The sequence below is a fragment of the Trinickia sp. genome, from assembly GCF_051961175.1.
Taxonomy (GTDB): Bacteria; Pseudomonadota; Gammaproteobacteria; order Burkholderiales; family Burkholderiaceae; genus Trinickia.
The window spans coordinates 15,863-41,371 of sequence record NZ_JBQCDN010000288.1; the positions used below are offsets into that span (position 1 = coordinate 15,863).

27 protein-coding genes are annotated in these 25,509 nt (G+C 61.1%); 16 read left to right on the forward strand and 11 right to left on the reverse strand.

All coding sequences use genetic code 11. The features are described 5' to 3' along the window. The first annotated feature begins 107 nt into the window (after positions 1 to 107). The 6 genes from ACTHL0_RS17440 to ACTHL0_RS17465 all read left to right on the forward strand — a co-directional run bounded on the left by ACTHL0_RS17440 (position 108) and on the right by ACTHL0_RS17465 (position 6,243). On the forward strand, positions 108 to 728 hold the full coding sequence (locus ACTHL0_RS17440) for a TetR/AcrR family transcriptional regulator (protein ID WP_440568070.1): 621 nt from the start codon (positions 108 to 110) through the stop codon (positions 726 to 728). A gap of 199 nt (positions 729 to 927) precedes the next feature. Then, complete coding sequence (locus ACTHL0_RS17445; protein ID WP_440568071.1) at positions 928 to 1,869, forward strand: alpha/beta fold hydrolase; 942 nt, start codon at positions 928 to 930, stop codon at positions 1,867 to 1,869. Positions 1,870 to 2,128: 259 nt separating this feature from the next. Further along, positions 2,129 to 3,034 carry a LysR substrate-binding domain-containing protein gene (locus ACTHL0_RS17450; RefSeq protein WP_440568072.1) on the forward strand — a complete coding sequence of 302 codons (906 nt, stop codon included), beginning with the start codon at positions 2,129 to 2,131 and terminating at the stop codon, positions 3,032 to 3,034. A gap of 347 nt (positions 3,035 to 3,381) precedes the next feature. Beyond that, positions 3,382 to 3,903, forward strand: coding sequence for a cyclophilin-like fold protein (locus ACTHL0_RS17455; RefSeq protein WP_440568073.1), 522 nt, complete (start codon positions 3,382 to 3,384; stop codon positions 3,901 to 3,903). Between the two features lie 172 nt (positions 3,904 to 4,075). Beyond that, entirely contained in the window at positions 4,076 to 5,206 is a 1,131-nt protein-coding gene (locus tag ACTHL0_RS17460) for an MFS transporter (RefSeq protein ID WP_440568094.1), read from the forward strand. A 143-nt stretch (positions 5,207 to 5,349) separates the two neighbouring features. After that, entirely contained in the window at positions 5,350 to 6,243 is an 894-nt protein-coding gene (locus tag ACTHL0_RS17465; protein ID WP_440568074.1) for a LysR family transcriptional regulator, read from the forward strand. Here the strand turns inward: ACTHL0_RS17465 and ACTHL0_RS17470 are convergent. The 3 genes from ACTHL0_RS17470 to ACTHL0_RS17480 all read right to left on the reverse strand — a co-directional run bounded on the left by ACTHL0_RS17470 (position 6,240) and on the right by ACTHL0_RS17480 (position 7,925). After that, positions 6,240 to 6,371 (reverse strand): hypothetical protein, encoded by a 132-nt coding sequence (locus ACTHL0_RS17470; protein ID WP_440568075.1) that lies wholly within the window; start codon positions 6,369 to 6,371, stop codon positions 6,240 to 6,242. The two genes, ACTHL0_RS17465 and ACTHL0_RS17470, sit on opposite strands and share 4 nt — an antisense overlap. A 164-nt stretch (positions 6,372 to 6,535) precedes the next feature. Further along, positions 6,536 to 7,552 carry a zinc-dependent alcohol dehydrogenase family protein gene (locus ACTHL0_RS17475; RefSeq protein WP_440568077.1) on the reverse strand — a complete coding sequence of 339 codons (1,017 nt, stop codon included), beginning with the start codon at positions 7,550 to 7,552 and terminating at the stop codon, positions 6,536 to 6,538. A gap of 106 nt (positions 7,553 to 7,658) precedes the next feature. Then, complete coding sequence (locus ACTHL0_RS17480) at positions 7,659 to 7,925, reverse strand: DUF4148 domain-containing protein (RefSeq protein ID WP_440568078.1); 267 nt, start codon at positions 7,923 to 7,925, stop codon at positions 7,659 to 7,661. A 393-nt stretch (positions 7,926 to 8,318) separates the two neighbouring features. On the opposite strand from ACTHL0_RS17480, the gene ACTHL0_RS17485 reads away from it, so the two are divergent. Next, positions 8,319 to 9,212 (forward strand): LysR family transcriptional regulator, encoded by an 894-nt coding sequence (locus ACTHL0_RS17485; RefSeq protein WP_440568095.1) that lies wholly within the window; start codon positions 8,319 to 8,321, stop codon positions 9,210 to 9,212. Positions 9,213 to 9,515: 303 nt separating this feature from the next. Here the strand turns inward: ACTHL0_RS17485 and ACTHL0_RS17490 are convergent, their stop codons facing one another. Both ACTHL0_RS17490 and ACTHL0_RS17495 read right to left on the reverse strand, forming a co-directional pair. Next, a complete protein-coding gene (locus ACTHL0_RS17490; RefSeq protein ID WP_440568079.1) occupies positions 9,516 to 9,929 on the reverse strand; it encodes a (R)-mandelonitrile lyase in 414 nt (137 codons plus the stop codon). 9 nt (positions 9,930 to 9,938) lie between these two features. Continuing rightward, a complete protein-coding gene (locus tag ACTHL0_RS17495; RefSeq protein WP_440568080.1) occupies positions 9,939 to 10,271 on the reverse strand; it encodes a carboxymuconolactone decarboxylase family protein in 333 nt (110 codons plus the stop codon). Positions 10,272 to 10,383: 112 nt separating this feature from the next. On the opposite strand from ACTHL0_RS17495, the gene ACTHL0_RS17500 reads away from it, so the two are divergent. Beyond that, the gene (locus ACTHL0_RS17500) at positions 10,384 to 11,319 is read left to right on the forward strand and encodes a LysR family transcriptional regulator (protein ID WP_440568081.1); all 936 of its coding nucleotides are present in this window, start codon (positions 10,384 to 10,386) and stop codon (positions 11,317 to 11,319) included. Between the two features lie 72 nt (positions 11,320 to 11,391). Here the strand turns inward: ACTHL0_RS17500 and ACTHL0_RS17505 are convergent, their stop codons facing one another. Next, positions 11,392 to 12,228 (reverse strand): DUF72 domain-containing protein, encoded by an 837-nt coding sequence (locus ACTHL0_RS17505; protein WP_440568082.1) that lies wholly within the window; start codon positions 12,226 to 12,228, stop codon positions 11,392 to 11,394. A gap of 187 nt (positions 12,229 to 12,415) precedes the next feature. Beyond that, positions 12,416 to 13,927, reverse strand: a complete 1,512-nt coding sequence (locus tag ACTHL0_RS17510) for a peptide MFS transporter (RefSeq protein ID WP_440568083.1) — start codon at positions 13,925 to 13,927, stop codon at positions 12,416 to 12,418. Positions 13,928 to 14,391: 464 nt separating this feature from the next. Between ACTHL0_RS17510 and ACTHL0_RS17515 the strand changes: the two genes are divergently transcribed. Further along, positions 14,392 to 15,873: an OprD family outer membrane porin gene (locus ACTHL0_RS17515; RefSeq protein ID WP_440568084.1), complete on the forward strand. Its 1,482-nt coding sequence runs from the start codon at positions 14,392 to 14,394 to the stop codon at positions 15,871 to 15,873. A 133-nt stretch (positions 15,874 to 16,006) separates the two neighbouring features. Here the strand turns inward: ACTHL0_RS17515 and ACTHL0_RS17520 are convergent, their stop codons facing one another. Both ACTHL0_RS17520 and ACTHL0_RS17525 read right to left on the reverse strand, forming a co-directional pair. Beyond that, entirely contained in the window at positions 16,007 to 16,252 is a 246-nt protein-coding gene (locus ACTHL0_RS17520; protein ID WP_440568085.1) for a hypothetical protein, read from the reverse strand. 259 nt (positions 16,253 to 16,511) lie between these two features. Continuing rightward, positions 16,512 to 17,081, reverse strand: coding sequence for a TetR/AcrR family transcriptional regulator (locus ACTHL0_RS17525; protein ID WP_440568086.1), 570 nt, complete (start codon positions 17,079 to 17,081; stop codon positions 16,512 to 16,514). A 403-nt stretch (positions 17,082 to 17,484) separates the two neighbouring features. Between ACTHL0_RS17525 and ACTHL0_RS17530 the strand changes: the two genes are divergently transcribed. After that, positions 17,485 to 18,150, forward strand: a complete 666-nt coding sequence (locus ACTHL0_RS17530) for a J domain-containing protein (RefSeq protein WP_440568087.1) — start codon at positions 17,485 to 17,487, stop codon at positions 18,148 to 18,150. 114 nt (positions 18,151 to 18,264) lie between these two features. Here the strand turns inward: ACTHL0_RS17530 and ACTHL0_RS17535 are convergent, their stop codons facing one another. Both ACTHL0_RS17535 and ACTHL0_RS17540 read right to left on the reverse strand, forming a co-directional pair. After that, positions 18,265 to 19,110, reverse strand: a complete 846-nt coding sequence (locus ACTHL0_RS17535) for an oxidoreductase (RefSeq protein ID WP_440568088.1) — start codon at positions 19,108 to 19,110, stop codon at positions 18,265 to 18,267. A gap of 80 nt (positions 19,111 to 19,190) precedes the next feature. After that, positions 19,191 to 20,594, reverse strand: coding sequence for a GntP family permease (locus tag ACTHL0_RS17540; RefSeq protein ID WP_440568089.1), 1,404 nt, complete (start codon positions 20,592 to 20,594; stop codon positions 19,191 to 19,193). Positions 20,595 to 20,965: 371 nt separating this feature from the next. On the opposite strand from ACTHL0_RS17540, the gene ACTHL0_RS17545 reads away from it, so the two are divergent. From ACTHL0_RS17545 to ACTHL0_RS17570, 6 genes are all read left to right on the forward strand, one after another. Further along, positions 20,966 to 22,432: a sigma-54 interaction domain-containing protein gene (locus tag ACTHL0_RS17545; protein WP_440568090.1), complete on the forward strand. Its 1,467-nt coding sequence runs from the start codon at positions 20,966 to 20,968 to the stop codon at positions 22,430 to 22,432. A 153-nt stretch (positions 22,433 to 22,585) separates the two neighbouring features. Further along, positions 22,586 to 22,813: a hypothetical protein gene (locus ACTHL0_RS17550; protein WP_440568096.1), complete on the forward strand. Its 228-nt coding sequence runs from the start codon at positions 22,586 to 22,588 to the stop codon at positions 22,811 to 22,813. 150 nt (positions 22,814 to 22,963) lie between these two features. Continuing rightward, on the forward strand, positions 22,964 to 23,251 hold the full coding sequence (locus ACTHL0_RS17555) for an H-NS histone family protein (protein WP_440568091.1): 288 nt from the start codon (positions 22,964 to 22,966) through the stop codon (positions 23,249 to 23,251). Between the two features lie 140 nt (positions 23,252 to 23,391). Further along, positions 23,392 to 24,669: a NupC/NupG family nucleoside CNT transporter gene (locus tag ACTHL0_RS17560; RefSeq protein ID WP_440568092.1), complete on the forward strand. Its 1,278-nt coding sequence runs from the start codon at positions 23,392 to 23,394 to the stop codon at positions 24,667 to 24,669. A gap of 34 nt (positions 24,670 to 24,703) precedes the next feature. Beyond that, a complete protein-coding gene (locus ACTHL0_RS17565) occupies positions 24,704 to 25,093 on the forward strand; it encodes a cytidine deaminase (RefSeq protein WP_440540402.1) in 390 nt (129 codons plus the stop codon). Positions 25,094 to 25,101: 8 nt separating this feature from the next. Further along, positions 25,102 to 25,509, forward strand: a 408-nt coding sequence (locus tag ACTHL0_RS17570) for a nucleoside hydrolase (RefSeq protein ID WP_440568093.1), incomplete at its 3' end; no start/stop codon positions are given.

Below are 25,509 nucleotides of genomic sequence, written 5' to 3' on the forward strand. Positions count from 1 at the left end.
CCATTCGCCCCATAGCGATCTCGCGGATCCCACTTATTTCAGCGCCGAATCGGCCGCTGCCTAAAAATCGCTTGATTTGGAAGCGATTACTTTCTAATATGCGCGACATGAACCCTACCATCGACGGCGGAGCCGAATCGCGCGGACCAGGTCGACCTCGAGAATTCGCGGTCGACGACGTACTGGACAAGGCGATCATTGTTTTCAGCGAGTATGGTTTTCACGCGACGTCGATGGCCAGGCTAACGGCTGCACTGGGCATCGCCGAGGGCAGCATCTACAAGGCATTCAAGGACAAGCGGGCCATTTTTCTGGCCGCTTTCGAACGTTATGTCAGCCAGCGCAACGCGCGAATCGCGCAGGAGCTGGCGAGTGCGCAGACAGGAAGAGCGTGCGTCGAGGCGATCCTTAGACTGTATGCCGAATACTGCCATGGTGCGGTTGGCAGACGCGGCTGTCTCGTGGTCGGCAGCGCCGTCGATCTGGCAAGTTCAGACGCGGATATGGCCAAGCGCGTGGCCAGCGTGCTCAAAATCCATGAAAAGCGTCTTGTGGCAGCAGTCCGGCAAGGACAGGGCGACGGCTCGATCTCCTCCCGTTTGGACGCGGAATCCACCGGGCGGTTGCTCCTTTGTGTGGTTCAGGGCATGCGCGTACTGGGCAAGACGGGCCGGTCGCATGGCGAGATGATGAGCATCGTCGAAAACGCGCTCGAATTGCTCAACTGATTTTTTTGCCAAATTTGGAAGTGATCGCTTCCAAATATATCGCCTCGGTGATTGGCTCGCTCTCGCGGCGGCGGCCGCGATCGCTTTTGCGAGGGCGTTCGGTGACGGTCGCCGGCGCCGATCGCACCAATGAGTCATCTTGCTTCGCACCGCCGATCGGCGACGCGTTGGCGCAACTTTCAAAGAGGAGAAAATCGTCATGGAGCACAGCGTGATTTGCACATCGGCGGCTGATACATGCCCGCCGTTCGATTCCACTGAATTCTGGCGTGTGTTTCATCAAGACACCGTCACGGTGAACGGCGTGCGGCTGCATTTCGTCGAGGGCGGCCGCGGCGCGCCGGTGCTGCTGCTGCCCGGATGGCCGCAAAGCTGGTATGCATGGCGGTACGTCATGCCATTGCTTGTCGAGGCGGGCAGACGCGTGATCGCCGTCGATCCCAGGGGAATGGGCGATTCGGATCGTCCTGACGCAGGGTACGACTTGCGAACCGTGGCTGCTGACATCCACGGCTTCGTTGAGGCGCTGGGGCTGATGTCGGAGGGTCCGATCGACGTCGTGGGGCACGATGTCGGCGCCTGGATCGGCTATGCCTATGCTGCGGATTGGCCGCAAGACGTGCGTCGTCTCGCAGTCTTCGACTCGGCGCTGCCCGGCATCACGCCGTTTTCGGCAGCGGGTATTCCGACCGAAGAAGCTAACGTCAAGACGTGGCATTTCGGGTTCAATCGGTTAAGCGATTTGCCGGAAATCCTGTTGCAGGGACGTGAGCGGGAATTCCTGGCTTGGCTGTTTCGAGCCAAGGCGCTTCGTGGGTGGACCATTACACCGACGGACCTCGAAGAGTATGTGAGAGTGAATACGCTACCGGGCGCGACGCGCTCCGCGCTTTCTTACTACCGGCACATATTCGGTGCCGAAGGGCTGGAACACAACCGCCAGCGCGCCGAGACCCGGCTCGACATCCGGGTGCTCGCATTTGGCGCGCAGATGGGCGTCGGTTCGATGCTGCTCGACACGATGCGCATCGTTGCTCACGATGTTCGCGGTGGCGTGTTCAACGATTGTGGGCACTATATGCCCGAGGAGGCGCCGCGCGTCGTCGCGAGTCTGATTCTCGAGTTCGTCGCGGCAGCGTGACGGTGGCGGTTAGGCACGGCGTAGCCGTGCCCGTAGGAACTTGACGAGACCGCGCAATTTATTTTGCTATCCACTGGGCGGGCGCTGGGCGATGACTGCCGAAATCGGTTGTTTGCCGGCCGCCAACACTCTTTTAAAGACCGCCCCGCCCCGGCCCGGCCTGGACAAATTCGGTTCGGATCATGTCTGCGAGCCGAGATGCACCGGCGGCTTTCCGATGGTATGGTCCTGCCACATACATGAAGCAGATTGATTAATTGTGACAGATAACCTCCTGCGTCACGCTTTGGGCGGCCTAACTGCTTTCTTCGCTGTGGCTCGCGAGCGAAGCTTTACCCGGGCTGCCGCTCGGCTGGGTTTATCGCAAACAGCGGTAAGTCACTCCGTCCGCTCCCTCGAGAAGACCTTGGGCGTCCGGCTGTTGGCGCGTCACTCGCGTGCCGTTGTCCCTACCGAAGAGGGCGAGCGTTTGCTGCGCACTGTTGCTCCCCGGCTCGCGGAAATCGACGCTGGGCTGCTCGAGGTATCAGAACTGGCCAACAAGCCTGCGGGCTCGATCCGGATCACCGCTCCCGAGGATGCAATCCGCCTTCTTCTCACGCCCAAGCTGAAGAATTTTTTGAAGACCTACCCGGATATCAAGGTCGAGCTCTTTCTCGATAACGGGTATGTGGATTTGGCGGCTGAGCAGTTCGACGCCGGTGTTCGCCTCGGCGAACTCGTGGCGCAAGACATGATTGCGGTGCGCATCGGCCCACCGGTTCAGTTTTCGGTCGTAGCGACCAAGCGTTATTTTTCCAAGCGTGAGCGCCCTCAAAAACCGGCGGATCTGATGCGCCACAATTGCATCAATGTGAGAACGATGACGAATGGGAGCCTATGGGCGTGGGAATTCAAAAAGGGCGGACAACAGGTCAACGTCCATGTCGACGGTCAGCTCACCTATAACAGCCTCTTCGATTGCCTTGCCGGCGCCGTAGCAGGGCTGGGCGTCGCCTATGTGCCGAGTGAACTCGCCGAGCCCTATGTGCGTGCCGGGCATCTCGTGCAGGTACTTGAGGAGTGGTGCCCCTTCTGGTCGGGATTTCATCTGTACTACCCCAGCCGCCGTCAGCCCTCCGGAGCGATGGCCATGCTTATAGCCGCGTTGCGCTACGACTCTTGACGCCGCGGAGCGCAACCCGAGCCGAGCCCGATTATTCAATCTGGCTCATCCTTGCATGCGGACACATGTGTTTATCCTCAGTCCGATTGCGATTACATTAGCTTTCATGGTGAAGATCGAGGGGAACCTATTCCTTCCCGAGGACTTCGTCCACAAGACCCAACATACGGCGGTTACTGTGGGCAACCCAATGGACGAGGGCGCGATGGAGCGCGCCGTCCTCTTACCGGAACGCGAAGTCTTCCGTTCCGCGGCGGGACGATCTCCTTGATATAGCGAGCGGGAATGGCCCGAGACTGAATCGGCGTGAGCGATATCGCCGGGACTTCACAACATAGGTTGGCATTGTGAAAACGAAACTTTGTCGGCGAATCGCATTCGCCGCGGCTGTGGCCACAGCGCTCTCTTTCGTGAGCTTCGGCGCGTCGGCACAGCAACGTCAACATGACGCACGCGCCGTTCAAGCCGCTCCCGAAAAAGAGGGTATAGCCATGTCGAGGAACTCAAACGAAGCGACCCGTATCAAGCTGAGTTTTGACGGAGGTGAGGCCGTGGTCGAGCTCAACGACAACGCTACGAGCCGGGATCTCGTCTCCATGCTGCCGCTCACATTGAAATTTAGCGACTACAACAATGTAGAGAAGGTGGCCTATCCGCCTCGTAAGCTTTCGACGGCCAATGCCCCCTTCGGGTTGACGCCCTCGGTGGGCGATTTCGCCTTGTATGTCCCGTGGGGAGACTTGGTGGCTTACTACCGCGGTTTTCGGCACTCCGACGACCTGGTCCATCTCGGCCGGTTCATCTCGGGTATCGAGCAGTTGTCGAGGAAGGACGGCGAGTTCACAGTCCGGATCGAAGCGGTGAAATAGTGCCCGGTTTTGTTGCTATTGCCGCCCCGATGGCGGGTGCGGCGTTTTCATCAGTATTCGGAAGTAGCGGAAGTTTTTCATGGCAGACCAGATAGGCGCGGCCCCCGCGGAGGTCGTCAATCCTCAACACGAGGCAAGACCGAAACCTGCTCATTGGAGCGGCGTCTTTGCGATGTCGCTGTGCGTGTTCGCGTTGATCGCCTCCGAGTTCATGCCGGTGAGCGTACTCACGCCGATGGCGGTCGACCTGCATGTCACTCAAGGGATGGCCGGACAAGGCATTGCGATCTCTGGTGCGTTTGCAGTGCTGACCAGCCTGTCGATCGCATGGCTGACCCGAGGCGTGAACCGCAAGACGCGGCTGCTGGCATTGACCGCATTGATGGCGCTTTCCGGCGCCGTGGTCGCGCTGGCACCCAGCTATGCGATCTATATGGTTGGCCGCGCCCTCATCGGCGTGGTGGTCGGTGGTTTTTGGTCGATGTCAGCCGCGACTGCCATGCTGCTGGTACCTCCCGCCCAGCTACCGCGTGCTCTGGCAATCTTCAATGGCGGCAATGCGTTGGCCACGGTGGTTGCCGCGCCACTTGGAAGCTATCTCGGATCGGTCATGGGTTGGCGCGGCGCCTTCTTCTGTCTGGTGCCCCTGGCTGCGATCGCCCTGATCTGGCAGTGGATCAGCCTGCCCTCCATGAAGAGCCAGGACGGCTCGCGGGGCTCGGGTAACGTCTTCAGGATGCTCAGGAGTCGTTCTGTGGCCTTGGGAATGGCTGCATCCGGCGCGTTCTTCATGGGGCAGTTCGCCCTGTTTACCTACGTGCGGCCTTTCCTCGAGACGGTCACGCGCGTTCAAGTCTCCGCGCTATCGCTCATTCTGCTCGTGATCGGCGTTGCCGGCTTTATCGGCACGGTGCTGATCGGCTCCGTGCTCAAGCGCAGCCTATATGGGACGCTGATTGCAATTCCAGTGCTGATGGCGGCGATTGCGTTGACGCTGATCCCCCTCGGCGCCTCGCGCGCCGCCGTGGTAGTCCTTCTGACGCTGTGGGGGCTGGTTGCGACGTCGGCCCCCGTGGGCTGGTGGACCTGGATCGCTCAAACCACACCAAAGAGGGCCGAGGCCAGCGGCGGCCTCATGGTGGCGATAATCCAGTTGTCCATCGCACTGGGCTCGACCGTAGGCGGCTTGCTGTTCGATTCGATCGGCTATCGGAGTACGTTCATGGCGAGCTCGGCCGTGTTGCTGCTCGCGGCCTTCCTCGCGTTCCTGACCTCCCTTTCTCGAGTACCCCAACGTGCTTGAGCGGTCCCGCTCGCCAACGTTGTTGTGCGCTACCTTTACTGCATTGATGCGGCGCCTCGAGCCCACGGGCGGCACTCCCTAAGCTAAGTCGCGCTAGCGTTGTGCTGATAAGATCGAACCGCGCCCATGCGCAGGATAAGTAAATGCCCCGACAACATTACAGCGATCTGATCGCGTTGGCCATGGTGGCACGCGAACGCAGCTTCACGCGCGCAGCAGTGGAATTGGGCATGTCGCAGTCGATGCTCAGCCACACGATCAGGCAACTGGAAGAGCGCTTGGGCGTGCGCCTTTTGACGCGCACCACGCGCAGTGTGTCGGTGACCGAGGCAGGCGAACGGCTGCTGGCCATTGCCGCACCGCGACTGAAGGAAATCGAAACCGAGCTCCGCTACCTCACGGAGTTGCGGGATGTTCCTGTGGGCACCGTTCGGATCACCGCCCCCGACCACGCTATCGACACTGTCGTGTGGCCGAAGCTCGCCAGGATTCTGCCGGCCTATCCGCAAATCAATGTGGAACTTGATGTCGACTACGCCTCGAACGACATCGTGCAAGGCAGATATGACTTTGGTGTGCGGCGGGGTAACGCAGTGGTCACGGGCATCTCGGCCGTGCGAATCAGCCCCGACCAGCGGTTTGCGATCGTCGCCACCCCTAGCTACCTCGCCGCGCATGCTGCGCCGACCCGGCCGGAGGATCTTTTGCGCCATGAGTGTATCTCGCTCCGGCTTCCATCTCGAGGGAGCGTGCAAGCCTGGGAACTCAACCGGGGCCAACGGACGATGCTGGCGCGGGTGAATGGCAGGTTGGTGTTCAATGGCATCTATCAGGTGCTCAATGCCGCGCTCTCCGGCCAAGGTCTGGCCTATGTGCCCGAAGATCTCGCGGCTGCGCATCTTAAGTCGGGGAAGCTGTTGCCGGTGATGAGACCGTGGTGGGGCAAGTTTCCCGGGTACTACCTCCTCTACGCGAATCAGTCGGAGCCTTCGCGCGCGATGCGTGTAGTCATCGACGGCCTACGGCACAAGGACTAGTTTGCGTCGCGGCGTTGTTCGCCGCGCATAGAATGACCTTGCAACACCGGTACCTGGTGCCGAACCGCCGTCAGTTCGGCCATGATGGAGACACCGATCTCCACAGGCGTTTTCGCGCCGATGTTCATTCACTTCTACATCGACACCATCCATAAATCGTTTGTTAATCCTTCCTCATCGACAGTAACGATTCCGTGTGGCAACGCAAGAAGGCGCCGCACGATGCAGTGCGGCGCCGAGCGTGTTGCTCATGCTGCGCGGAGCGAATGCGCCGCTTGCACTTACGGCCCGGTCAGGGCCTTAGCAGGACCTTGATCGCACGCCGTTCATCCATGGCACGGTAACCCTCCGCAACGTCGGCGAGCGGCAATTCCAAGTCGAACACCTTGCCCGGATTGATTTTGCGTTGAAGCACTCGATCAATGAGGTCCGGCAAGAAGCGCCGTACCGGTGCCGGCCCACCGAGAAGGCGCCGCTGGCCGAAGAACAGCCGCTCTCCCTCGAGCGAAACGCCGTGGGGCACGCCGACATAGCCGACAGAGCCTCCCGGACGTGCGCTGTTGATGGCCTGCAGTATTGATTCTTGCGTACCGACGCACTCGAGTACCGAATCCGCGCCCACGCCTTGCGTCAACTCCATGATGCGTGCGACGCCTTCGTCGCCGCGTTCGGTGATGATGTCGGTCGCGCCGTACTCGAGCGCGAGCGCCTGACGGGTCTTGTGCCGGCTCATCGCAAAGATGCGAGCCGCACCCAACTGTTTGGCCGCGAGCACGCCCATCAGTCCGACGGCACCGTCACCCACCACGGCAACAGTCGAGCCGGGCTTCACGTTTGCGGCATCCGCCGCGTACCAGCCCGTGCCCAGCACATCGGATACGGCGAGCAGGCTCGGGATGAGATCGGCAGGCGGCGGTTCGGCCGTCGCGATCAGCGTCCCATCCGCAAGCGGTACGCGCGCCCGCGGCGCCTGCGCGCCGCTCATGAACTCGCGCTGCTGGCACGACGATTGAAAGCCAATCCGGCAGTGCGGGCAGCTATTGTCCGAGAGGCAAAAGGAGCCCACGACGAACTGGCCCGGCCGGACAGACGTGACCGCGTTGCCGATCTCTTCGACGATACCGCAGTATTCGTGTCCCATCGCCATGGGTTCGGCGACGTCTTGAAGCCCGCGATAAGGCCAAAGATCGGAGCCGCAGATGCAACTGGCCGAGAGGCGGATAATCGCATCCGTCGGCTTGAGAATGGCTGGTTCCGGCCGCTCTTCGAAGCGAACGTCCCTCGGCCCATATAAAACGGTTCCCAGCATTTGCGCATTCTCCGGTCAGGTCGAGTCCTTCATTCTAGGCGCCGCACGCTGCGCGGTTTAGCCAAGAAAATCGAAAGCCCCTATGAATTGCATTGATCAATCTCGGTCAATCGCACTTGCTGGCTTGGCTTGCCGATGCGAGCTGAGCCTGTGCATTGGCGTTTTGCGCGGTCATGATCTTCTGCGTCGCCGCGTGCGCATCGTCTACCCACGTCCGCGGGTTCTGGCGCGCGGGGTTGTAGCCGGCGCGTTCGTACTGAATCAGATCTTCTTTGACCTGTTCACGCGTCAATCCCTGAGTGGACTGAGCCGAGGCGAGCAAGGGGCTGGAAATGCCTAGTGCGATGATGAGGATACGAAGGCTGTGTTTCATAGTATTGCTCCAGAAAGAGTGAGTGCCTCGTCATACGCCGATTCGTGACCGGCGATGGCATGGGTTGCGCGATTCCAAGAACCGCTAGCAGAATCTGGCGTCGAGGCGTGGGCGCCGGATCGGCGTCTCGCCCACCATGCTGGTCCTCCTGGTCTGTGCTTTCGTTATCGGAGGGCCCCTGCACGGAAACGGGTTAACCCTTGCATGGCCTCTACTTTACGTCTGGCCTTCATGCAGATTAAGTGGGCGCGGCCTATAGGGTTTATTCGTATCGTTCATGAGTGGGCGGTGCCGCAGAGGGAAACTCATACATCGCGTGCTGCGCGCACGTTGCACGAAATGCACGGTGTCTTTCAGTGCTAGGATCTCGCGTCCGGAAAACAGGTGATGTGGATGCCCCGCGAAAATCTGAACGACCTTCTCGTATTCATCGCCGTTTCTCGCGAAAAGAGCTTCACGCGAGCGGCGGCAAAGCTCGGTGTATCGCAATCGGCGCTCAGTCATGCCATTCGCGACCTCGAAGCACGCTTGGGCGTGCGTCTTCTGACGCGAACAACTCGCAGCGTTTCGACGACGGAGGCGGGTGAAGAGCTTTACCAGACCGTCGCACCGCGTATCGACGAGATCGATGCAAAGCTCGCCTCGCTTTCCGAGTTCAGAGATAAACCCGCTGGTGTCATTCGCATCACAGCGACCACCCATCCTATCGATACGGTCATCTGGCCGAAGCTAAAAGGCGTTCTTTCCAAGTACCCCGACATCAAGGTGGAGATCACCGTCGACTACGGTCTGGCCAATATCGTCGAGGAACGCTACGACATCGGCGTCAGGTTCGGCGATCAAGTTGAAAAAGACATGATCGCGGTTCGAATCAGCCCGGACGTTCCAATGACGATCGTCGGCGCTCCGTCTTATCTGCAGGAACGAAAGGCGCCTAAATCGCCCGAGGACTTGCTGAACCATGACTGCATCACGTTGCGCCTGGCCACCACGAAGGGAATCTACGCTTGGGAGCTGAAGAAGGGGAAACGGGAGACACAAGCGCGCGTAGGTGGGCAGTTGACCGTCAACACTCAGCCACAAATGTTGCGCGCGGCACTCGACGGGTTCGGATTAGCGTTTCTCCCCCTTGGGGCCGCGTTGCCGTACATCCGTGCCGGCGAACTGCTCAGCGTGCTGCAGGACTGGTGCCCGACTTTCCCTGGTTACCACGCGTATTACCCGAGCCGACGTCAAGCGTCGCGCGCGTTTTCCATCGTCATCGACGCGTTGAAACACCGGGGATAGTCTCCGGTTGGCAGTGGGCAAGAAAAGCGCGGCGCGGTGCGCAATATCGCTCCCAGCTACGGGCACAGCCAGTTCGGCGCGGTGGCCGGCATCATGACCCTGTTCTGATTGATGTTGCTTTCGCGCGTTCGCGCAACGGCGAATGCGATCAGCGGAAGTTGCGGTGTTTCGGCGGTTTCGCCGCCCGGCAGGACCGCTTTGTAAGTGCTCCGCCGGTCTTCTTGCGCTTGTTGCTAAAAACGTTGCTCAGCGTCCTCGCACATGACAGCCGCTGCGCCACTTTCCGTGGCATCTGTCATGTCCTCAGCGTTGCTGGGGCGGCCTAGCGAGGTATTGCTCGTCGGTCACCGGCTCCAGCCACTCGACGTTCTTCCCGTCCAGCGCCTCTTGGATCGCGATGTGTGTCATGGAGGTCGTCGGTGACGCTCCGTGCCAATGCTTGTGGCGTGGAGGGCACCAGATTACGTCGCCCGCGCGGATCGTTACGATGGCCTCGCCTTCGCACTGCGTCCAACCACAGCCTGCCGTCACGAGCAAGGTTTGCCCGAGCGGATGCGTATGCCAGTGCGATCGTGCGCCAGGCTCGAAGGTCACGCTCGCACATGACACCCTCGCAGGAGGCGGGGGAGCGTTTAGTGGGTCGATGCGCACAGTGCCGGTGAACCATTCGGCGGGACCTTTGATCGACGGCTGGGAGCCTGGTCTCTTCAGTTCCATGGCGTTTCCTCAGTTCTCTGTCTTCGTGTTCACGAAAAGCTCCTTGAGCTTCGCCACGGTTGACATTGCATTGGGCCAACCCGCGTAGAAGGCGAGATGCGTCGTGAGTTCGACAAGTTCATCCTGCGTAACACCGTTCTCGATGGCGCGCGGAAAATGAAAATTCATCTGCTCGGTCTTGCCAAGCGCAATGAGCGCGGCGCACGTTACCAGGCTGCGGTCTCGCTTCGACAACTGCGGACGCTCCCAGACGTCGCCGAACAGGACCTCGTCGCTGAGCGCGGCCAGCTTCGGCGCCAGATCGCCAAACGACTCGCGTGCGGCGGTGGGTATCTTCGACATTCTTGCCTCTCCTTCGTTAAGCATCGAGCGATGCATCAATGCCATTGTCGAGTTGACCGTCATGGCCGACTAGTGGCTAGAATGAACTAATACTTATGAGAGGCTCTCATCAATGCTCCGCGAAAACATCACTGATCTCCTTGCCTTCATCGCCGTCGCACAAGAAGGCAGCTTTACCCGTGCCGCAGCGAGACTGGGGGTGACGCAGAGTGCGCTAAGCCATACGTTGCGCGGACTGGAAGCACGGATGGGCGTGCGGCTTCTCAGTCGAACGACGCGTAGCGTCGCTCCAACGGCCGCAGGCGAGCAACTGCTGAGAAGCGTTACGCCGCGCCTCGAAGAGATCGAAAACGAACTCGCGGCCATCGTTGAAATGCGCGAGAAACCTGCCGGTACGATTCGCATTACTGCCACCGACTACGCGATCGATTCTGTTCTCTGGCCCCGCTTGTCCGGCGTACTGCCGGCCTATCCTGACATTAAGGTTGAATTTGTCGTGGATTATGGCCTGTCCGATATCGTGGCGGACCGATTCGACATCGGGGTCCGCTGGGGCGACCAGATCGCGAAGGATATGATCGCGGTTCGCATTGGCCCCGATGTGCGTCTGGCTATCGTCGCCTCACCGGGGTATCTCAGCAAACGCGAGGCGCCGAGGCAGCCCAAGGACTTGCTTCACCACAACTGCGTTACGCTGCGACTGCCGACGCGCGGCGGCCTTTACGCGTGGGAACTAAAAAAAGGAAAGAAGGAAATCCAGGTGCGCGTCGACGGACAGCTGACGTTCAACGGCACGTACCAGATGCTTAACGCTGCGATCGACGGCGCGGGGCTCGCGTTCGTTCCGGAGGACCTCGTACAACCTCACGTCGCAGCCGGCCGGCTCAGGTATGTACTCGAAGACTGGTTCCCGACGTTTCCAGGACTTCACATTTTTTATCCGGCACGCCGTGAGTTCTCGAGAGCGCTTGCTGTGGTCGTGGACGCGCTACGCATGAACGCTGGCGGAGCGGAACGCACATTGTTTCAAATGCCTCGGTCTAAATGACGTGGACGTATCGGCACCATGCCTAAACGCCGGTTCACGGCCTCACCGTAGGCTGCCCGAAGCGTGCTGCCGCTAAACCTTGGGGATGCGTTCGATCAGCGCAATCGCCGCGGCCGGGTTGCTCGCTTTATAGCCGCTGATCACATAGAGATAGACATCGCGCGGCGTAGGCTTGGGTGCCACTTGCTCGATGCACCGCAAATCGTCCGGCCGCTCGCCCGCCGCCCATTGCTTGGCCCGCACAGCCCAAGAGTCCAGCGTTTGCTCCGAATAGCCCAGGGCTTCTCCTTCGACGGTACCCATGATGCGCGCATAAACGAACGGGGCGGTGACGTCGGCGAGCTGCGGGTAGTGGCTATCGCCTGCCATGACGACAGCGACGCCGTGCTCGCGGAGGAGCGAGATGAATTCCGGGTGGCAGAAGCTTTCGTGCCGAACTTCGACGGCGTGTCGGATTGCGCGGCCGTCTACTTGTTTTGGTAGTAGCTTCAAAAACGCATCGAAGTCCTCGGCATCGAATTGCTTGGTCGGCGCGAATTGCCAGTTGATCGGGCCCAGCTTGTTTTTCAGCACGAGCAGGCCGCTTGCAAAGAAGCGCTCGACCGAATCACCGGCTTCGGCCAGCACGCGGCGATGTGTGGCGAAACGCGGCGCTTTCAACGAAAACACGAAATCCTCGGGTGTTTCGTCATGCCACTTCTCGAAACTCGTCGCCCGTTGCGTGCCATAGAACGTCCCGTTGATTTCGATCGAGGTCAGCTTGCGGCTCGCGTATTCGAGCTCGCGCTTTTGAGTCAGGTCGCTCGGGTAGAAGCGGCCACGCCAAGGTTCGTAGGTCCAACCGCCGATACCTATGCGGATACGGGCGGTGGGGCTTTCCTTTTTACGGCTTCGAGGCGTGGCGGGCATGGTGACTCCGTTCTTACTTGGGCTCGACTGCTCCGATAAGCTTTGTCGCATCGTTGCCAGCGGAGTCGCGACCCCAACCAGGCTTTGCTCCGCACGATGGAGACTCTGCTTTTCGGGGCCGCCGGGGCGTGTGTGAGATATCGAGCGGTGCAACGACGACGGCCATGGCAGGCTCGCCGCCAGCCAACTATTCAGCCGCGATGCTATGCGTGTTAGCGGCGCCAAGCGCTTCGCCAGCCGCCCGGCGATGCTGATCCGAGAGCTTGCGCATGAGCGGCAGCAACAGCAGCGACATGACCACCCCAGCCGCAGCAAGCCATCCCAGTTCGCCGAATAGATTCGTATAGAGCGTGAGCGATTGCGTGGCCGGCAAATCCCCCGATGGCACCTGCGCGAAGTTCGCGACGATGCTGCCCAAGTATTGGGAAATGCCTGTGGCAAGGAAGTACGCGCCCATCATGAAGCCGCTCATCCGCGCCGGGATGTAGCGCGCGATCATCGCGAGGCCGAGGCCGCTGACGAGCAATTCGCCGAGCGAGTTCAACCCGTAGCCCCACACCATGAACCACGACGAAACGCGGCCGTCCACCGCGTAGCGTCCGCTGAATGCATAGATGACGAAGCCGACGGCGACAGCCACATAGCCGAGCGCGAACTTCGCGGCGATGCTGATATCGCCGCGGCCTTTCGCCAGCCGCGTATAGGTGGCCGCGAGTACCGGGCTCAGCAGCATGATCCAGATGGGGTTCAGTGCCTGGAATTGCGCCGCGCTCCACGAAAACAGATGCATGCCGAACAGCGAGAAGTTCGGATCGACGTTGCGCAGGGCGAATAGCGTCAGCGAAGTCATCTGCTGTTGATAAAAGATAAAAAACAAGATCGATTGCAGTACGAGTACGAGCGCCGCGATTAAACCGGCACGTTCCGAACGATCGCATTTGGCGATCATGTAGGCGAACAGCGCAAGAATCACGATCCCGCCAACGTCGACGCAGGCAATCGCAAGCGACTTGTTCCCGAGCACGAGCGTCGCGGCCGTGCCGACCACCACGGCGCCAAGCGCCACGGCACCCAGGCGCCGCCAGACGATCGGCTTTGAATCGGGTACCGAGCCGACGTGCGACAGCGAGCGATAGCGCAGCAGGAAGTTCACGACGCCCAACACCATGCCGGCGCAGCAGACGGCGAATGCCGTGCGCCATCCCCAGCGATCCTTGATCCAGGGCGTAGCGAGAATCGAAAGCGTCGAGCCGATATTGACGGCCATGTAGTAGATCGTGAAGGCGCTATCGATGCGCGCATCGTCGCCTTCATAGATACGGCGCACAAGATTGGCGGAGTTCGCCTTGAAAAGCCCGTTACCGACGACGATGACGCCGAGCGACGCATAAAGGAACGAGAGCTGTTCGTTCGGCAGCGCGAGCATGCCGTAACCGATCGAGAGCACGATGGCGCCGAACAGCATGGTGCGCCGTGCGCCGAGAATTTTATCGCCGATCCATCCGCCGATCGACGGGGCCGCATAGACCAGCGCGGTGAAGGCCCCCCACGTGAGGTTCGCGCGTGCGTCGCCGAACCCGAGCCGTTCGACCATATAAAGCACAAGCAGCGCGCCCATGCCGTAATAGCCGAAACGCTCCCACATTTCGACTAAAAAGATCGTCGTGAACGATCTTGTTTGCGAAGCCGACGAATTCATTAAACGTTCTCCCTGATAGGTCGAATGACTTTCGCACCTTTTGCGTGCGGAGTTCGAACGCAGCCGATCCGCTGCGCGATAGCGCGCGAATCGAAGCATTCGCTGTGCGAGCTTACGCCGATACGCGGCAGCCATACAGCGCCGCGCGCGATTCTCCTGGTCCCGCCGCCAAGCGTCACTTCGGGTATGCCCGAGGGGTTGCCCCACTGTGTTGCTAGCTGCGCACGCAAGCGGGCGCGTGTTTTGATGCGCGTTGCAATTGGCCGATTGCATCACGCCCCCGCTGTTCCAACCCATCATTCGTCTTCATCTTTATGAAAGCCACGCAAATCCTTGCGAGGGCCTCGTCGCCTATCGGTGCGACCGGCGCTATCGTACCCGTAGTCGCAAGATCGTGGGCGGAGCCCGGCACGGTTGATAGGAGGGCTTCGATCAAATCGCGTGTCGTCGTATTGGCGTGCGGGATGCAAGCGCTCGCCGGTATCACCGCTGCATGCGCGGATGAGCCCCCGCCGTCCTCATCGACACCGATGCCCGTTCCGGCGCAGCCGGCGCCAGGCATCACGCCATTGCCCGATACAAGCAGAGAAGAGCCGAACCTTATCCCGAGAAAAAAAGCCGCGCAAATCGCACAAGAGGCCACAACGCCGAATGCGGTGGTCAGCGTCGAATCCGCATTGACGCTTACGCCGAAAGCGCCGCGATCGAGCCAGGCGGCGAGCGCCGGATTCGTCGCCGACAGCCGGCTCGATCTCGAATGGCGCAACTACACCGATTACTTTCATGCGAGCGGCATTCGCCGCCATGCGTGGGTCGAAGGTCTTCAGGCCCGATTCGAATCGGGCTTCACACAAGGGATGATCGGCTTCGGCATCGATGCGGCGCTGTTCGGTGCGCTGAAACTCGACGGCGGGCAAGGCGCCCGCAACATGGTCTACGTCGGCCGCCACGGTGACGGCGAGCGCCGGCCCGCCTGGGCCTATCCGGGGATGTACAGCGTAAAGGCACGCGTTTCGCAATCGGTGTTCAAGTTCGGCCTGCAAGATGTGTCGAACCCATTCTTGGACCCGCACGACAATCGCGCCTTGCCGCCGACGTTCCTCGGCGCTTCGCTGCTCAGTCGCGAAATCAACGGTTTGTCGCTGCAAGCCGGCAGCTTCACGAAGGCGGACCCGCGCGGCCAGACGAATCTAGCTTCGCTCCGCACCGCGTACGGCCGCGTCCCCTTCAAGCGCGTGAGCTATGCGGGCGCCACCTGGGATTATTCGCCGAATGGTTCCGTATCTGTCTATGCGGATCAAGCGGATAACCTCTGGCGCCAATATTATGGCTCGCTCCAGCATGCTATCGGCAGCGTCCGATCGATGCGGCTGACGGCATTCGCCAACCTTTATTCAACGCACGATACGGGCACCGCACTCCAGGGGCCGATTCATAACAATGCCTGCAGCGTTTCGCTTTCGGCACAGCATGGCCCGCATGGATTGCTCGTCGGCTACCAGAAGATTCTCGGCGAGCAGTTCTTCGATTACATCGACGAAACCGCAGGCGTTTATCTGGTCAACTCGATGGACGTCGATTACAACGCGCCGCACGAGCAGTCCTTCCAACTACGCTATTCGTTCGACGGCAAGCAGGCGGGCGTGCCGGGTCTGTCGGCCATTGTCTGGGCACAGCAGGGCTGGGGCGCCGATGCATCGGCCACCGCTCAGCGGTCTGCGCAGAACGGCCCGCTCTTCAGCACGCTCTATTTCCGACATGGACAGCCGATTCACGGCCGGCATCACGAGTTCGGATTCATTCCGACTTACGTCGTGCAAAGCGGGCCGCTGCGCCATGCGAAGGTGACGGTGATTGCCCAATGGCATGTCGGCTCGGCCTACTATCCGGATGGGACGAATCAGGTCTATCGGCTTGTGGTGACCTTGCCGATGCGTGTGCTTTGACCGGAGCCGGCGAATCGATGAATCGGCCCGCGGCGGCGATCATGCCGCCGCCGACATAGAAAAATCAAGAAGGGATCGACGCACGTGGGCGAGCGCGATAGCGGCGGCGTGCGCCGCTCAACGGTCGGTAAATTTATCTGCCGTGCTGCTCACCCGGTAATTCCGCCCCGTGCGCACGGATGGCCGCGACCAATTCGGCCGGTGTGATCTCGTAACGGACTTCCCGATGGATTCCGGGCTTGCGCTCATCGACTTCGATCAGATGAATGCTTTTCCCGTCGTCTGTCGCTTCAAGCCGCAATGTGCGGACAACATGTCCGCCCGTGTCGTGGATTTCGGTGAGCAGGGTCATTGCCCCGGAAGAGCCGGTGGTGCGCATCGCACGTTTCCTCGAGTCGTGGGTGAAGCGATTGTACGGGCTTACGACGGGCTCATGCCTGTTCGCGGCAAGCGCATGGCGCCGCCTGCGAAAGACACTTCAAACGCGCCTCGCGCCCATTTCATGCTGATGAGTGTATCGCGAAGTTCGGTCGCGTCAGCGCCTTTTAAAAGTGCGCGAACACAAAGCGCCACACCGTCTGCGCTTGGGCCCGACGCTCCCGGACTTTCTCACCGTCAGCATGCTTGCGATGCCAATGTCAGGCGACGTGCACGCGTTCGTTCTCGAGGAGCGCCTGTGCGATTTCCCAGGCGTCGCGCGCGGCATCCACCCGGCCGCTCAATTGCCTTGCCAAGGTTGCGCCGTCGAGCAGCAATGCGCAGCGGCGCGCGAGCCGCATGGCCGTTTCGCCGTCGAAGCGTTCGTCGAGGATCCGTTCGAGCGTCTGCACCAAGTTGCGGCGCTGCGCCTCCGATGCGGCGAGGATCTCGTTTTCCTCGGCATGGAATTCCGCCGCGGCATGGATGAGCATGTTGCCGTTGAACGTTTCGGCGCGAAACCAGGCATCGTGCCATTGAAAGATCGCATGGAGCTTGTCCAGCGCGTCCGTGTGCGCCGCAATCGCGGCGGCAATGCCTGCGCCCAATGCCGCGCCTTGCTCGTTCAGTACTTCGACGACGAGGCGGCTCTTGGACGGGAAGTGCTTGTACATCGTCATCTTGGCGACGCGCGATTCGGCGATGATTCTGTCGATGCCGACGGCGTGAAAACCGAACTGCGAAAATAGCCGAGTCGCAGTTTCGATCAGCGCTTTCTTTTTTTCGCTCATTTAGAGGCCCGCTTCTATAGTGGAAGTTATGTGTGTTCTCGTCGAAACCCGTCAATAGCGACGCTCCCTCCGCGAAAAAACGGCTTTCGGAAGAAACGTTTCCAGGGTGGACCGGGTTCGGCGATGCCGCGCAGTCTCTCAATGCGCGGCAATGATCTCGAAGCCTCGTCATTCAAATCGAAGCGCGCGCTGAAATCAAGCCCCTTACGTTACTAAGTCCGATTGCACGAGCGTTTTATTTTTTGAGTTTGCTCGATTCATTCGCGCGCATTGCGCTGCATCAAGATTTGCCTGACGTTTTGCTTTCATTTATTCGCCGCCGTGGCCGCTCGGGGTCCGATGTGAACGTACGGGCGGGGGTGATACGATGCTCGGGTGGGCAACCCTTCCTTCGACGAGAGACATGGCGACGTTGTACGACACGCTCGGCGTTCATGAGGACGCCTCCGACGACGAAATCAAGCGCGCGTACCGAAAGGCCGCGATGCGCGCGCATCCCGATCGCAACCAGGGCCGCGAAGTCGCGGCTCACAATGCATTCCAGGAAATCAAGCAGGCTTACGCGATCTTGTCCGATCCGGAGCAGCGCCGCGTCTATGACGCCGTATACGCGCAGGAAATGGGCAAGCTGCGGGAGCGCGAGGAACGACAGGCGCGGGAAGCGCGCGAGCGCGCGGAGCGCGAAGCGCATGCGGAACGCGAGCGCTACGAGAAGTTCGTCGCACAGGCGATGCGCTATGCCGAGCGCGGACATAACCGCGACGTTGTGTTCGGCGTGTTGCTCGGCCGCGGATGCGACGAAACGCTGGCAGCCCGTATCGCCGACGGCGTCGCTGCGCTCAGCGCGGCGCGCGCGCAAGCTGTGCCCGCCGGCGGCACCGATATGCCGCCTGACGCTAAGCCAGCCGAACGTGGGACGGATCGAGCCTCACGGCCCCGGCCGGCACGTGCGGCCACGGCTACGCCGTCGAACGAAGCGTCCGGGGACGAACCCGTGGAATCCGATACCGCCGCTCATGCGGGGCTGTTTACGACGCTCTGGCACGGGATGTTCGGCCTGCGTCCGTAAGATCGATTGCAAGACGGCGCCCCTCGTCGCGATCCGCCGTCCGCTCCAGTGGTCCCCGCGATGGCCGCGTTGTTGCCACGACCCAGCGCCAAGACGTCCCTCTCTACGGCTGCGTCACGAGGAAAAATCGGTCGACGTCGAAAGCGATTCCCAGGCGTCGATTTGCGCACGCAACGCATCGAGTTTGTCGCGCACCCGCTTGACGGCGTCGGGGCCGAGTAACAGGTGGACGGGAGGGTGGTCGGATGCGACGATCTGCAAGATCGCGCGCGCGGCCTTGGCCGGATCGCCCTGCTGCTTGCCGTCGATCGAATGGCGGCGGGCGCGGACAGGATCGAATACGGCATCGTAATCCGCGATCGAACGTTGCGCGCGCACCATCGAGCGGCCAGCCCAGTCGGTACGGAATGCACCCGGGGCCACGGCTGTCACTTTGATGCCGACGCCGGCCACTTCCTGAGCGAGACTTTCGGAGATACCTTCCAGCGCGTACTTCGTACCGTGATAGGCGCTCAAGCCCGGCAGTGCCAGATAGCCGCCCACCGAGGTGATGTTGACGATGTGGCCGCGCTTGCGGCGTCGCATGTAAGGCAGCACGGCCTGCATCAACGCGACGACAGCGAAGACATTGACGTCGAATTGCTTGTGCCAATCCGCGAGCGTCGATTCTTCGAGGACGCTTTCGTAGCCGTAGCCGGCGTTATTGACGAGCACGTCGATGGGCCCCACTTTTCCCTCGATGTCGGCGATGGTGTCGGCAATCGCATTCGTATGCGTCACATCCAGCAGCTTGCCGATGGCCCGGCCTGGGCCGAGCAGTTCGAATTCGCCGAGCGCGGCTTGATCGCGCAATGTGCCCACCACACGATGGCCGTCGGCCAACGCCTGTTGCGCCAGTGCACGGCCGAAGCCGCTGCTCACGCCCGTGATGAGAAAGAGCTTGCTTTGCGTCGTGGACATCGATCTCTCCGGTTGAATGGAAGTCGCTGCCTATGCTACGGCAAGCGCAGCCTGTCGGTGGATCGTAAGCCCGTTCGACCTCACACGATGCCGGTGGTGTAGTACACGCCGATCACGAAGAACACCGCGAGCGTCTTGATGAGCGTGACCGCAAAAATGTCGCGATAGGATTCCTTATGCGTGAGTCCCGTCACGGCCAGCAGCGTGATCACGGCGCCGTTGTGCGGCAGCGTATCCATGCCGCCGCTCGCCATCGCCACCACGCGATGCAGCACTTCGAGCGGAATATGTGCGGCCGTCGCGTTCTTGATGAACCAATCGGACATCGCCGCGAGCGCGATACTCATGCCGCCCGACGCCGAACCCGTAATGCCCGCGAGCGAGCTGACGGAAATCGCGGCATTCACGAGCGGATTCGGGATCGACTTGAGCGCACCGCCCACGACGAGAAAACCCGGCAATGCCGCGATGACGCCGCCGAAGCCATACTCGGAAGCGGTATTCATCGAGGCGAGCAGGGCGCCGGCGACGGCGCCTTTCGTGCCGGCCGCGAAGCGCGCTCGGACGCGGTTGAACGCCGTTGCGACGACGAGCAGGATGCCGGCGATCAACGCGCCTTCCACCGACCACACGGCGACGACCGTCTTGATCGTGGCGGACAGCGGCGCATGCACGCCCGGCAGAACATCGGGCGGCACCGTGTAGATATCGGCGCCGTACCACTGCGGAATCAGCTTCGTGAACGCGAAATTCGCGACGCCCACGAGCACAAGCGGTGCGATCGCGATGAGCGGATGGGGCAACGCGCTCGTGCCGGCGTGCTCGGGTTCGTTCACGAGCGATGTCCCGTAGCCTTCGCCCTTGACGAGTGCCGAACGCCGCCGCCACTCGAGATACGAGAGCCCCACGATGATGATGAAGACCGAACCGATGGTGCCGAGTGCGGGCGCGGCCCATCCCGTCGTCTTGAAGAACGCGCTAGGGATGATGTTTTGAATCTGCGGCGTGCCGGGCAGCGAATCCATCGTAAACGAGAAGGCGCCGAGCGCGATGGCGCCGGGCATCAGGCGTTTCGGAATATTGCTCTGACGATAGAGTTCGGCCGCGAAGGGATACACCGCGAACACGACGACGAACAGCGACACGCCGCCGTATGTCAGCAATGCGCACACGGCGACGATAACCGCATTCGCCCGGCCTCGGCCGATATAGCGAATCGCCGCCGCGACGATCGCCTCCGAAAAACCCGCCAATTCAATCACTTTGCCGAAAACGGCGCCGAGCAGGAACACAGGGAAATACAGCTTCACGAAGCCGACCATCTTCTCCATGAAGATGCCGGTGAATACCGGCGCGACCGCGGCGGGATCCGTCAGCAAGACGGCGGCAAGGGCGGCGATCGGCGCGAACAGAATCACGCTGTAGCCGCGGTAGGCGGCGAACATCAGGAACGCCAGGGCGGCAAGAACGATGACGAACGACATCGGGTCTCCGAGTTGTGATTGTGAGTGCGAGCGGGCGCACGGGAAACGGCAGGCACCGGACATTGCAGGTTCCGTGCCATCGCGCGCCGATGCGCGCCCTCGCATGGGGTAAGCCGGACTCGGATCGGAAACCGGTTCTATTTCACGTCTGTCTATCTCCGAATAGAGACTTTCCGGTGCGTTAGATAAAGCAATAAATGACGTGAGAGTCGACCTGAGCTGCTCCGAGCTGCTCTGAATCGCTCTCAGCCGTCCTGCGCGGGACCATAGGTGTTGTCTCCGTTCTGAGATATTCTGTCGCCGTTTGGAGAATTAAAGACGATTCGGCTCGACCGCCCGATGCGGCGGAGAAACTGGGAGACATTTCGGAAATGACCGATCTCATCGGCGTGCCGGCCGATTACAGCGCGATCGTGCGCAGTGCGACGAATTCGTTGTTCAAAGCGTTTGAAAACTTCAGCGAAGGCACGCTGATCGTCGATGCCGATGCACGCATCGTTTGGATCAGCGAACGCTATGCCGCGCGTTTCGGTTTTACCGATACCCGGCAGGCGATCGGGCTCGATTGCGAAACCGTCATTCCGAACAGTCTGATGCGGGAAGTCGTGCAGACGGGCAAGCCCATTTTGCTCGACGTGCTCGAAAACGGGCGGGAGCCGCTGGTGGTCACGCGTTTGCCGCTCGAGGACGAATCGGGCAAGACAGTCGGTGCGATCGGCTTCGCGTTGTTCGACGAAATGAAATCGCTTACGCCGCTGTTCTCGCATTATTCGCGCGTGCAGGAAGAGCTGATCGCCGCGCGCCAATCGCTTGCACAAGCGCGGCGCGCGAAATACACGCTGGCCAGTTTCGTCGGAACGAGCACGGCGAGCCTGGAGGTGAAGCGGCAGGCTCGCCGCGCCGCTCATGTCGATTCGCCCGTGTTGCTGCTCGGCGAAACGGGTACCGGCAAGGAGCTGCTGGCGCATTCGATACACGGAACGTCGGCCCGCGCGAGCGGCCCGCTCGTCACCGTCAACGTTGCGGCGATTCCCGACACGCTGCTGGAAGTGGAATTCTTCGGCGCGGCGCCCGGAGCCTATACCGGGGTCGAACGGCGCGGCCGGGTGGGCAAATTCGAGCTGGCGCACGGCGGTACGCTCTTTCTCGACGAGATCGGCGATATGCCGTTGCCGCTGCAGGGCAAACTGCTGCGAATCTTGCAGGATCAGGAGTTCGAACCGTTGGGCTCGAACCGGATCGTGCGCACCGACGTGCGGATCGTCGCTGCCACTTCGGCCGATTTGCCCGCGCTTGTTTCCGCTGGGCGTTTCCGCGCGGATCTCTACTATCGGCTCAACGTGCTGACGATTCACGCGCCGCCGCTTAGAGCACGGCGGTCGGACATCGAAGCATTGGCCTACGCGATCCTGGAGGATCTGTCGGCGCCTGGGCGCGGCGGACATGGGCGGCATTTCGAATTGCAGGACGATGCCTTGCGTCTGCTCGCGGCGCACGATTGGCCCGGCAACGTGCGCGAGTTGCGCAATACGCTCGAACGTGCGGTCATGCTCTCCGATACCGAGCGGATCGACGCTCGTATCCTCGCGCCATTTATTGGCGGCGCGGCGTTGCCGGGGCCGGGTGTCGCCGGCGAGGCGTCTATCCCGAAACCGAGACCGGCGCCTCAAGCGAGCAGCTCCGATTCCTATGCGCAGGCGATGGCCGATTTCGAGCGTCGCTTTCTCATCGATGCGCTGCGTGCAACGGGCGGTCGCGTGGCCGAAGCGGCGGCGCGGATCGGCATGGGACGCGCGACGCTTTATAAAAAGATTGCCGCCTTGGGAATCGATATTTGAACGATCGAAGTGCAAGGACGCATGGCGGTCATGGTGCGGGCGTGATGCCGTGGCATACTCGGCCATTCGAAAAAAGAACGTTAGGCCAAAGGAGTTCGTTCAATGAAGGGTATGTCTTTCTTTCATTCGCGCGCAGGCGCTTTTACCCGCTGCATGGCGGCGGCAGCGCTCGGCGCCGCCGCGCTTAGTGGATGCGGCGGGAGTGCGCCGCTCTTTACGGGCGACGGGCGGCCGACCACCGTCGTCCAATGCTCGGCGGCCAGCGCCTGGGACAACTGCACCGAGCATGCTCGCGCGATCTGCGGCGGCGATATCGACATCCTTCAGCAAACGGACGTCGAGGGCTCGCATAAGCTACTGTTCGCTTGCAAAGCCAAATAACCGGGCGTAGCGTGATCGGGCGCGGCTGTTAAGCGCCGGCGAGGTCCATAGCTTGCTATCTATCGATGCCGATACCCGGTTGATTGCACTTTTGCACAAACGGGCAGTCAGAGAAGCGTTTACCGTCAATCAACAAGGAGGCGATTTTCTATGGCGACGTACAGGCAGTTGACCGAGCAGCTGGCGAAGGTGCAAGCGCAAGTGGAAGCGGCCCGCGGTAAAGAGTTGGCCGCCACGATCGAGCAAATCAAGGAGCGGATTGCGGAATACGGCATTACGGCCGAAGAACTCGGTTTTAAAAGCAAGCGCTCGGCGTCGCGTAAAACGGGCGGCTTGCCGCCAAAGTACCGGGATCCGAAAACCGGCGCAACCTGGAGCGGGCGCGGGCGTGCACCGGCATGGCTCGGCAAGCGCCGCGAGAAGTTTCTCATTCAATAGAGGTAGAGCAGTAGAGCAGTAGAGCAGCAGAAGGACTGGCCAGCCTTGGCCGGCGCCGAACGAAAAGCGCTCATTCGCTTTTCGTTCGGCGTTCGTTTAGCATCGTTGCCATCGACAACTATTCCAAATTCGGAAAAGACATGGCACCGATCGTCAGAAACCTTCTGGGAATGCTCGTCCTATTGGCGATTGCATTCATTTTTTCCGCGAATCGCCGCGCCATTCGGCCCCGCACGGTCGTCACGGCACTGCTTGCGCAGGTGGCGATCGGCGCGTTCGTGCTATTCGTACCGTTCGGTAAAGTCGCGCTCGCCGGCATGGCGGCCGGCGTCAATCACATCCTCGATTACGGTAACGCCGGCATAGCGTTTCTATTCGGCGGCCTCGTCGATTCCAAGATGTTCGCGCTGTTCGGCAATGGCGGGTTCGTGTTCGCCGTCCGCGTGCTGCCGGCCATCATTTTCGTGACCGCACTGATTTCGGTGCTGTATTACATCGGCGTCATGCGTTGGATCGTGATCGTGCTGGGCACGTTGTTTCATCGGCTGCTGGGCGTCTCGAAGCTCGAGTCGTTTTCGGCCGGCACGACCATTTTTGTGGGGCAGAGCGAAAAGCCGGCGGTGGTCAAGCCGTTTGCGCGCGAGATGACGGGAGCCGAGTTGTTCGCCGTCATGTCGAGCGGCATGGCTGCCGTGGCGGGGTCGGTGCTGGCGGGCTACGCGGGCCTCGGCGTGCGCATCGAGTACCTGCTGGCCGCCTCGTTCATGGCCGTGCCGGGCGGTTTGCTATTCGCGAAGATCATCCATCCCACGATGGAAGCGAGCCGTGTCCAGCTCGAACAACTGAGTTTCGACGAGCGGCGCCCGGCCAATGTTATCGAGGCGGCCAGCTCTGGCGCCGCCGTCGGGTTGAAGATCGCCGTGATGGTCGGTGCGATGCTGATCGCATTCGTCGGATTGATCGCACTCCTAAACGGTTTGGTCGGCGGTATCGGCGGGTGGTTCGGTCATCCGGAAATTTCCATGCAGTCGATCCTGGGTGCCGTGTTCGCGCCGCTCGCTTACTTGATCGGCGTACCTTGGAACGAGGCGTTGGTGGCCGGGAATTTTCTCGGGCAGAAAGTCATCCTGAACGAATTCGTCGCTTACGCCTCGCTGTCGCCGTATCTGAAGGATTCGGCAAGCGTGGCCGCGGCCGGCCTTCAAGTGCTGACCCCGCGCACGTTGGCCATCGTTTCGTTTGCGCTCTGCGGCTTTGCGAACTTTTCCTCGATCGCCGTGCTGACCGGCGGCTTCAGCGCGGTTGCGCCCGAGCGTCGTTCGGAAGTGGCGCGTTACGGACTGCGCGTGGTGCTGGCCGGTACGCTATCGAATTTGATGAGTGCCACGATCGCGGGTATGTTCTTGACGTTTCACTAGTTGTCGATCGATTCGAAAAACAGAGAGGGCGGCCATGACGTTGGAACAATTGTTCGAAAGAGCGAAGCAGGCGCGCGAAAGCGCATACGCGCCGTATTCGAAATTTAAGGTGGGTGCTGCGCTGCTGACGAAGGATGGGCACGTGTTCGACGGCTGCAATGTGGAAAATGCGTCGTACGGCCTGTGCAACTGCGCGGAGCGAACGGCTTTCTTCAGCGCGGTTGCGGCCGGATACAGCCGCGACGCGTTCGCGGCGCTTGCGGTCGTTGGCGACACCGAGGGGCCCATCGCGCCGTGTGGCGCCTGCCGCCAAGTCATCATCGAACTAGGCGGGCCCGATCTCGCCATTCGGCTCGGCAATCTGCACGGCGCCACCCGCGATACGACGGCGCGCGAACAACTGCCTGATGCCTTCTACCTATGAGCCTTCGCATGCATAAAGTCATTTACGACACGGACCCGGGCGTCGACGACGCGATGGCACTCGTCTTTCAAGCACTGCATCCCGATATCGAACTGCTCGGTGTGACGAGCGTATTCGGCAATTCGACGATCGAGACGACCACGCGCAATGCGCGCTATCTCGTCGAGCGATTTGCACCGGGCGTACCGGTTGCACACGGGGCGGCGGCGCCTTTGCGCCGGTCGGCGCCGGCGCCGATCGACTGGATTCATGGCAGGGACGGCTTGGGCAATACGGGCTTGCGGCCGACGGCGCAAAGCGGACTCGACACGCGTCCCGCGCATCGCTTTATCGTCGATACCGTGCGTGCGCACCCCGGCGAGGTGACGCTGCTTGCGGTGGGCCCGCTGACGAATCTCGCGTTGGCGCTCGACGAA